The sequence below is a fragment of the Aeromonas sp. HMWF014 genome, assembly GCF_963878295.1.
Lineage (GTDB): Bacteria > Pseudomonadota > Gammaproteobacteria > Enterobacterales > Aeromonadaceae > Aeromonas > Aeromonas popoffii.
The window spans coordinates 1-5,438 of the sequence record NZ_CAWNYS010000002.1 but is presented as its reverse complement, the minus strand read 5'-3'; the positions used below and the strand labels follow the sequence as shown (position 1 = coordinate 5,438).

The 5,438-nt window shown below is 63.5% G+C and carries 5 protein-coding genes; all 5 read left to right on the top strand.

Annotation, left to right across the window (positions count from 1 at the left end):
- Positions 1–807, top strand: an 807-nt coding sequence (locus tag AAC083_RS00035) for a phosphotransferase (protein ID WP_108537780.1), incomplete at its 5' end; no start/stop codon positions are given.
- Positions 808–923: 116 nt separating this feature from the next.
- Positions 924–1,781: a DUF6279 family lipoprotein gene (locus tag AAC083_RS00030; protein ID WP_108537779.1), complete on the top strand. Its 858-nt coding sequence runs from the start codon at positions 924–926 to the stop codon at positions 1,779–1,781.
- A gap of 107 nt (positions 1,782–1,888) precedes the next feature.
- On the top strand, positions 1,889–2,362 hold the full coding sequence (locus tag AAC083_RS00025) for a hypothetical protein (RefSeq protein ID WP_181364868.1): 474 nt from the start codon (positions 1,889–1,891) through the stop codon (positions 2,360–2,362).
- A gap of 156 nt (positions 2,363–2,518) precedes the next feature.
- The gene (secD, locus tag AAC083_RS00020) at positions 2,519–4,321 is read left to right on the top strand and encodes a protein translocase subunit SecD (protein WP_108537777.1); all 1,803 of its coding nucleotides are present in this window, start codon (positions 2,519–2,521) and stop codon (positions 4,319–4,321) included.
- A gap of 115 nt (positions 4,322–4,436) precedes the next feature.
- Positions 4,437–5,351, top strand: a complete 915-nt coding sequence (gene secF, locus AAC083_RS00015) for a protein translocase subunit SecF (protein WP_181364867.1) — start codon at positions 4,437–4,439, stop codon at positions 5,349–5,351.
- Positions 5,352–5,438: the final 87 nt, after the last annotated feature.

The following is a 5,438-nucleotide window of genomic DNA, read 5'->3' as shown; positions in this document are numbered from 1 at the left end:
CTACTGGCCAGCCTGCCTGCCCCCTGGTGTTCGGGGCGGCTGGAAGCGCTGGCCAGCGGCCTGACCAACTGCAACTATCGACTGCGCCTCCCCTCGGGGCGCAGTCATTTTTTGCGGCTCGGTCATCCGGATCCGACGCGGCTCGGCATCGACAGGGCGACCGAGTGGCAGCTCTATCGGGGGGCCATCGGTCAGGGGCTGGCGTTGCCCTGCCATCACAGCGACCCCGCCAGCGGTCTGATGTTGCTGGATTGGTGCGATGAACCCAACTGGGCCGAGGCGCCCCCGCCATCCGCCGAGCAGCCCCGTCTGCTGGCCGAGGTGCTGGTGCGACTGCACCGGCTGCCGGTGCCCGCCGTGGTGATGGCGGTGCGGGCTCATGCCGCCGGTTATCGCGGCCGCCTGGCCCGGATCCCTGAATGGTTGCCTGCGCTGGAGCGGGGGCTGATCGCCAGCCGTGAGCCGGCCGATTGCTGGCTCCCTTGCCATCATGATCTCAATCCGGCTAATTTGTTGGGATCGCGCCCCTGGGTCATCGACTGGGAGTATGGCGCCGCCGGCCATCCCGGTTTCGAGGTCGCCAGCATACAGCGCACCCATGGCTGGAACGACGACCAGCGAGAGGCACTGGAACAGCGCTATCTTGAACGGGCAGGGGGGGCGCTGGGAGCAAAGGGCTTTCAGAGTCAGGCCTTCTTGCCCTGGGTCGACTACATTGGGCTGCTGTGGGCGCTGCTGATGGCCGAGCAAGCCCCCGGGCCCGATTATCAGGCGTTGATCGACAGCAATCGTCAACGGCTGGAGTAGTGCCGGTGGCGGGGTTGTCAGGGGCGGCTCGACACGCATCGCCCACGTCTCAGTGGCTGGCCCTGACAGGATCAGATCGAGATGAATCATTAACTCGTCAACCGTTGGAGTAGTGCATGGTGACCTCCTTTTCCTGGCGTCAGCCCCGCAGCTGGAGTCTGTTGTTGCTCTGCCTGCTGTTGCTGGGCTGTTCCACCCGGGTGGTCTATTACTGGCTGGACGTGGCCATTGTCTGGCAGCTGGATGACTACTTCTCGCTGGATCGCAGCCAGAAGCGGCTGCTGGGCAACGAGGTCAAGGGGCTGATGGCCTGGCACCGTCAGTATGAGGTGCCCCGTTACGCCGATGATCTGGACGCGCTGGCCAAGGCGGTGGTGAGCCCCATGAGCCCGGCCCAGGTCTCTCTTCATCTGGATGCGGCCCAGCAGAGCCTGACTCGCACCCTGGAGAACACGGTTCCCCGCGCCGTCCGGCTGGCCCGTACCCTGACCGAGGAGCAGGTGGCCATGTTCATGAAGGACAGGCTCAGCCGGCAGACCGAGCGGGAGCGGGATTTTGCCCACCAGCCCAAGGCCGAGCGGCTCAGGGAGTTCACCGACAGGATGAACAAGCGGCTGGTGTTCTGGATTGGGGAGGTGAAGCCGGCCCAGGCGCCGTTGGTGGCACAGTGGGTGGCGTGGCAGTACGAGTTGCAGGCCCCCTGGCTGGAGTTCCAGAGCGCCTGGACCAAGGAGCTGGACAGGCTGATGCAGCAGCGCCAGAGCCCGGACTTCGGCGCCCAGCTCACCGCCCTGTTGCAGCAGGGGGATGGACTCATGGATGGCCGTTTCACCGGCTACACGGATCAGTCCCGCCAGCGCACCGTCAACTGGCTGAGCGCCCTGAGCCAGTCGCTGGACATCTCCCAGCGCGCCCATCTCTACACCCTGCTCAAGGGCTATGCCCGCGATTTCAGGCAGATGTCGCAGGGGTGAGTCTTGTTTTCGGCAGGGCGCCGTGCGAGGTTTGATGGCCCTGCCGCCCTTGTCCTTGTTGGGCGCCTGTGGTAGTTTGCCCTTTCTATTATTCGGGAATTAACTTTTTGAGCCTGTTGGACAAAGTGAAACTGGCGTTGATGACACTGCTCATCTCGCTCACTCTGTTGCTCTCTACCGTCTCGGTGGAGGGGCTCAAGGCATCCGCGCCTCAGGCAGCTGCCCAGCATGGCCAGCTGATGAGTAATGTCGGCACAGGCGATCAGCCCGATACCGCGCGGGTGATCCACAGCGCCAGCGACAGCGACGACGGTGTCGTCAAGTTTGTCGGCTCCTACCAGAATCATCTGCTGCGGCTCGAACACTCCCTGCGCAGTGATCACCAGCCCGGCAGCGTCGTCTACGAGCTGATCATGAGCTGGTCGCAGCAGGCTATCCTGCTGCTGCTCTGTGGCCTGCTGCTCTACGCGGCCCTCTTCTACCCCAAAAACAGTTTCCGCGACTGCTTTGCCACCATTCACCGGCACAGGTTGCAACGCCAACACCTGCAATACCGCTTCTCCCAGAGTTACCTCGCCTGATCCCGATGGGGTCCGGCCTTGCTGCACTGCCTCATCGTCTCCTGTAAAGCCTGCTCACCGCGCGTGAACGGGCCCTGATCTCATTTGTGTTTTCTTGCGTACCGCCCCCGCCATGGGTGGCGAGCGCGCCGCCTTCTACTGACAGAGGCTTTTGCCATGAGCAAAAAAAGTCGTACCACCCTGAATCGCATGAGCATGTGGCAGTATGCCCTGCTGCTGCTCATGCTGGTTACCTTTGCGTTTTACTCCCTGCCCACCTTCTTCGGTGAGCAGCCTTCCCTCGGCCTGCACGGCCAGACCAGCCTGACCGAGGCGCAGCGCACCCTGCTGGCCGACAACCGGATAGTGCCGGTCAAACAGGTGCAACAGAAAGAGCGGGTCGAGCTGGTGTTCAACAGCCAGTCCGAACAGCAAAGGGCCAAGCAGCTGCTGGAGCAGCAGGGCTATGACAGCGCGGCCCTGACCCTGGAGTTCTACTCCAATGCCCCGACCTGGATCAGCCAGCTCGGCGCTTCCCCCATCAAGCTCGGGCTGGACTTGCGCGGCGGCTCCCAGCTGCTGATCGGGGTCGATCTCAGCTTCGTGGTGGACAACCAGACCAGAAACCTGGTGGACATGCTGCGCACCCAGTTTCGCGAGGCGCGCCTGCGGGGCGCCAACGTGGCCCGGGTGAGCGAAGGGGAGGTGAGAGTCACACTGCCCGAGGTGGCCGATCAGGCGCCCTGGCTCAATATCATCAAGGATTCCGCCGGCACCCGGCAGGATCAGTGGATCCTCAATCGCAGCGGCAACGAGCTGCGACTGGTGATGAGCGAGACCGAGCGCGCCCTGCTGGCCAACAACGCCGTGACCCAGAACCTGTCGATCCTGAAAAAACGGATCAACGAGCTTGGCATCGTCGAGGCCTCGGTCCAGCGTCAGGGGCAGGATGGCATCCGCATCGAGCTGCCAGGGGTGCACAATCCCAAGCAAGCCAAGGAAGTGATAGGCGCCACTGCGTCGCTGGCCTTCTACGAGGCCCAGGCCGACAGCCGCTTTTTCATGGCGGATCGCAGCGGTCAGGCGGTCGGTCTGGCCCGCAAGCCGGTGCTGACTGGTGAGCACATCGTCGATGCGCGCGCCAATATGGGCGAGATGGGCCAACCCCAGGTCAATATCGTGCTCGACAGCCTGGGTGGCAGCAAGATGAACCAGTTCAGCCGCCAGCACGTGGGCAAACCGATGGCCACCGTCTTTACCGAATACAAGACCAACGCCCAGGGCCAGCTGCGTGCCCAGAGCGAGGTGATCAACGTCGCCACCATCCAGACCGCCCTTGGCAACCAGTTCCGCATCACCGGCATTGGCAGTTTACCTGAGGCGCAAGAGCTGGCCATGCTGCTGCGGGCCGGCGCCCTCACTGCGCCGCTCAAGATCCTGGAGGAGCGCTCAATCGGCCCAACTCTCGGCTTGCAGAACATAGAGGCGGGCTTCACCGCGCTGGCGTTCGGCATGGCGGGCATGATGCTGTTCATGATGGCCTGGTATCGCAAGTTCGGCTGGGTCGCTATCACGGCGCTTATCGCCAACCTGCTGATGCAGGTGGGCATGCTGGCCGTGCTGCCGGGGGCCGTGCTGACCCTGCCCGGGATCGCCGGTCTGGTACTCACGGTCGGCATGGCGGTGGATACCCATGTGCTGATCTTTGAGCGGATCAAAGACCGCCTGCGGGAGGGGGGGAGCCTTGCCAACGCCATCGACTTTGGCTATCGCTCGGCGTTTCGCACCATCTTCGATGCCAACATCACCACCCTGATCTGCGCCGTGGTGCTCTACTCCATCGGCTCGGGCCCGCTGCAGGGCTTCTCCATCACCCTGATCCTGGGGCTCATCTCCAGCATGGTGACCGGCATCTGGGGCACCCGCGCCATCATCAACCCCCTGTGGGGCAAGTGCAGCGACAAGCTGCTGAGGGTGTGATCGTGACCCCTGCATTCACTCTGTGCCATCGCGCCGCGCGTTCGAGCCTGCTCCGCGCCTGCGCCACGCGCTTCCGGTTGGGAAGCCCGAGTCAGCTGTTGTCGAGGATAAAACTATGTTGAGAATGATCGTTGCCATGGGGTTGACCCGCTGGCGTTACATCGGGTTGTGGATTTCCGTGCTGCTGACAGTGGCGAGCATAGCCGTGCTGGCCATCAACGGGCTGTCGCTCGGGCTCGACTTCACTGGCGGCATATTGCTGGAATTTCGCATCCAGACCCTGAAAGAGGCTCATGAACTGAACGCCCTGCTGAGCGCCCCGCTGGCAGGGGCGGTCGAGCTGAGCGGCGCCGGCATCCCGGGGGAGTGGCTCATCAAGCTGCCGCCCCACGAGTTGCCCTGGCCGGCCGAAGAGCTGGCACTCATGCTGGGCCAACAGCTCAACTTGCCGGTGGAGCTGCTGCGCACCACCATCGTCGGCCCTCAGGTGGGCGCCGAGCTGTTCCAGCAGGGGATGCTGGCGGTGCTGGTGGCGTCGCTCGCCATCTCCGCCTACCTGGCGGTGCGCTTCGAGTGGCGTCAGGCCATCGGCATCCTGGTGTCGGTGCTGCACGACGGTCTGGTGGCCCTGGGGCTGCTGGCACTGTTCCACATCGAGTTTGACCTCAACGTGATCGCCGGCCTGATGGCGGTGATCGGCTATTCGCTCAACGACAGCATCGTTATTTCGGACCGGTTGCGGGACATCTTGAGTTCACGCACCAAGCTCTCCATCCACGACTGCTCGGACGTGGCGATCAAGGCGACGTTCAGCCGCACCATGATCACCTCGGGCACCACCCTCTTTACCGTGGGCGCCCTGCTGCTGTTCGGGGGTGACGCCCTCTACGGCTTCGCTTTCACCCTGTTCGCCGGCATCCTGGTGGGGACCCTCTCTTCCATCACGGTCGCCTCCACGGTGCAGGAGCTGCTGGGTCTTTCGCCCCAGGCCTACCAGAAGAAAGAGGAGGAGCTGGCAGAGGCAGCATGATGCCCCTTGTTCACTCCCTGCATGCAAAACGGGCCCATCGGGCCTAATGCCGATCAGTTAAGGATCCATTGACCGATCCTTCTGATG

Bases quoted from the DNA above. Each gene is read 5' to 3' on its own strand.
- AAC083_RS00030 (WP_108537779.1), top strand. From the start codon at position 924: ATGGTGACCTCCTTTTCCTGGCGTCAGCCCCGCAGCTGGAGTCTGTTG.
- secD (WP_108537777.1), top strand. From the start codon at position 2,519: ATGAGCAAAAAAAGTCGTACCACCCTGAATCGCATGAGCATGTGGCAG.
- secF (WP_181364867.1), top strand. From the start codon at position 4,437: ATGTTGAGAATGATCGTTGCCATGGGGTTGACCCGCTGGCGTTACATC.